Genomic DNA, 2,826 nt, shown 5'->3' with positions numbered 1-2,826 from the left:
GCGCCTTGCTATAGATGAGATAGGAGATACTTAAAGAAACGATTGGAGTCAACCAGTGGTTTACTTTGACCATTTTCTCATTCATCATGCGATTCTTAGGATCACGTCCGATCATAAAGATCACAAACAGATGCACCAAGAGAAGGAGAATAGGAAGGCCAAACACAACCAGGGGTTTTGGTTGGAAGTTATCGGCCTGATCAGCAATATTAAAGTGAATCGGGATTTGGTTAGGCAATTGTGACCAAATCATCAACCCTCAAAGTATGAAGTGAAATAGGGGTTCACTACACGTCAATAGATGTGAGAAACCTTGATTTTAAGCGATTTTTGAAATTCTAAATTTCACTACATTGCAATATAAATCAACCGAATCACTACCTTTTTCACTATCTTTTTTGAAATAAAAATAATGATTCGGATATATATAAAGAAGAGGAACTTTAGTATGAAGCTCCTCTTTTTGTTATTTGTTCTTTTACTTACAAATCGTACTATAAATAAAAGATCGCTTTTAAAACGATCTTCACTCTCACATAATATACATCTAACTTTTACTCCGCCTTTTCCTATTTGGCTACCCCACCGTTAACGCTAGATGTAATTAGGAGAATTCCTGAAAAAATTAACATAAAAATCACTCTCCTACTGTTAGTTTTATTTTCCCAAAAAATGAGTTCAATAAATTTTTCAAATAGAACAGAAGTAATTATGCCAAAGCAGTTAGTAATTAGAGCGAATGATGGGGGTAGGATTCGAACCTACAATACTAATTACTCTATTCAGGTAAATATATTATACTACTTTTTTTAAAATTAATAAAGATATTTCTTTCACAGGACTAAGCCTAGTGAATGTCTGTTATAATAGACAATATCTGATTTTTCTATTATAACAGACATTAATTGTATTAATTCTGTAATGATATTTTGGTATACTATATTGAAAAAGGAGGCAAAGATTATGAGAAAAATAATAGGTATACTACTACTTTCGTTATCAATAATCACGTTAATTGCTTGCTCAAAAAACAACTACCAATCTTTAGATGGGGAGTATTATTGGATCTCAAGTGAAAGAAACGAGTTGGTATTTACTATTAAAGGAGATAGTGCTTCCATTGAGCATGGAGAAGCCGATAGTTTTATCATTAACAAAAAAAAGAATACGATCGAATTAACTGGACAAAATATTGCAAGTCGAACAGAAGAATATTCATTTAAAGATGGGGTCTTTTCTGTTGATATTAGTGGAGTTAAGCACGACTACTATCTTAAAGATAGCGAAGCATATAATAACGCACTAAAACAATATGGATATAAATAACATCATTCACACCTATTTTCCCGAATAGGTGTTTTTTTGTGCTAAATAGATTCCTTCAAAAAACTTTTAAGCTTATTATTAACCGAAAGTCAAATCTATTTTTTGTTCAAATTTTGGTCATAGTTTGGTCAAAGAAACAAAATATACCATCCTATTTTAAAAAACCGAATTGTGATGATTGCCGATAAACAAACACTTTGATTTTTCTTTTTATTTCTTTATTCTTCTTATCATGCAAGATTCAGAGAATAAAGCTAGTTGCAGCCACTGCTCCAACACTAATTAAGGCTTTAGTTTTGACTTTATTTAACATCTTAGACCTTCTTTCTAAAAAACTAGGTCAAGAATAACAAAAAAGATTTGTAAGTTTTATCACATCACAACGAAAGGTAATTCCTACATTTCTGGCGCAAAATCGTACAGTTCAGAGAAAAAATTAAAACCAGCTGTCCTTGGGGTATAATAGACTTATTGGAAAAAATAAAGTGCAATACTGTACTATGCTATACTATAGTTAAGAAAACTATTTACGAAAAACCATGCAACTAACTCCTGAGAACTTTAAATTATTTATTAGTGTCAAAAAGGATACCTTCCCAACAAAGATATCCTGTCTAGATACAACTTATAAATCCAAACACTGTAAAGGAGGAGGCACAAAAACTTTAAGTCTAGAAAAACAGTTAATTCTGAACTTGCATTATTTATGCTATTAATCAACTCAACATCTTCTAGTTTTTTGATTTTGGTCTTGGACTAGTGAACATTAACATTCGTAGAATACACTCTTCATTCCTCAAGTCTATTTGACTTAGAAAACTTAAAATTAACAAGTGTCACTATAGCTATTGATGTCACAGAAAGTCCTATTTCAATGTCCTAAAAGAAACCAAAGTAAGAATTATCCTGGAAAAAGATATACACCATAAAGACACAATCATAATCGATTTAACGACACTTCGTGCCTGTCAATTAGTTTTTTGAGACGGTCATACACATGATTTTACTCTTTTTAAAGAAAGTATAGGTCAAGTTTGTCAGAGCAATTACTTGTTTTTGTTATTTAGATACTATGAATATTCATGAGATATCTTTTTTCCTTTAAAAAGTTCTAAAAAGCATGTATCGACTGTAGAGGATAAGAAGTTTAATAGAGATAGTTGTAATACGTATTAAAATTGAGCGTTTAAATGCTAAGTTTAAAACTTTTCAATTTGTGGAATCATCAACTGTGAGTTAAAATAATTTACAAACAGAGGCTTTCCAAAAAACTTGATATCATACTTTTTATTGTGGAAATATTTATTTCATTTTCTCCTAGTATTGAATTTTCACACACTCATTAATTTTATTGATATAATCCAATAATAATGATAATATCAAATAATAATAATAAAAAGATTTGATAGTATTTTTTCATAATCTGTCACGCTTTCTAATGATTTTTTATGGTAAATGGAGATAAATATGATTTTAGGTGAAACTTATAGGAAAATAAGA

General features: G+C 30.1%; 2 protein-coding genes and 1 pseudogene. 1 reads left to right on the top strand and 2 read right to left on the bottom strand.

Annotated features, from left to right (window positions below; genetic code table 11):
- Window positions 1-253, bottom strand: a 253-nt coding sequence (locus HMPREF3002_RS06655) for a DUF1648 domain-containing protein (protein WP_141754506.1), incomplete at its 3' end; no start/stop codon positions are given.
- A 710-nt stretch (window positions 254-963) separates the two neighbouring features.
- Here HMPREF3002_RS06655 and HMPREF3002_RS06650 point away from each other — a divergent pair.
- Complete coding sequence (locus HMPREF3002_RS06650; protein ID WP_049492991.1) at window positions 964-1,326, top strand: hypothetical protein; 363 nt, start codon at window positions 964-966, stop codon at window positions 1,324-1,326.
- A 244-nt stretch (window positions 1,327-1,570) separates the two neighbouring features.
- Here the strand turns inward: HMPREF3002_RS06650 and HMPREF3002_RS11035 are convergent.
- Window positions 1,571-1,639 (bottom strand): annotated as a pseudogene (locus tag HMPREF3002_RS11035) (peptidylprolyl isomerase); the annotation flags it as partial.
- Window positions 1,640-2,826: the final 1,187 nt, after the last annotated feature.

The sequence above is a fragment of the Streptococcus sp. HMSC065E03 genome, assembly GCF_001815045.1.
In the GTDB taxonomy this organism is placed as follows: domain Bacteria; phylum Bacillota; class Bacilli; order Lactobacillales; family Streptococcaceae; genus Streptococcus; species Streptococcus parasanguinis_AD.
This window is presented reverse-complemented; position numbering and strand designations above follow the sequence as displayed.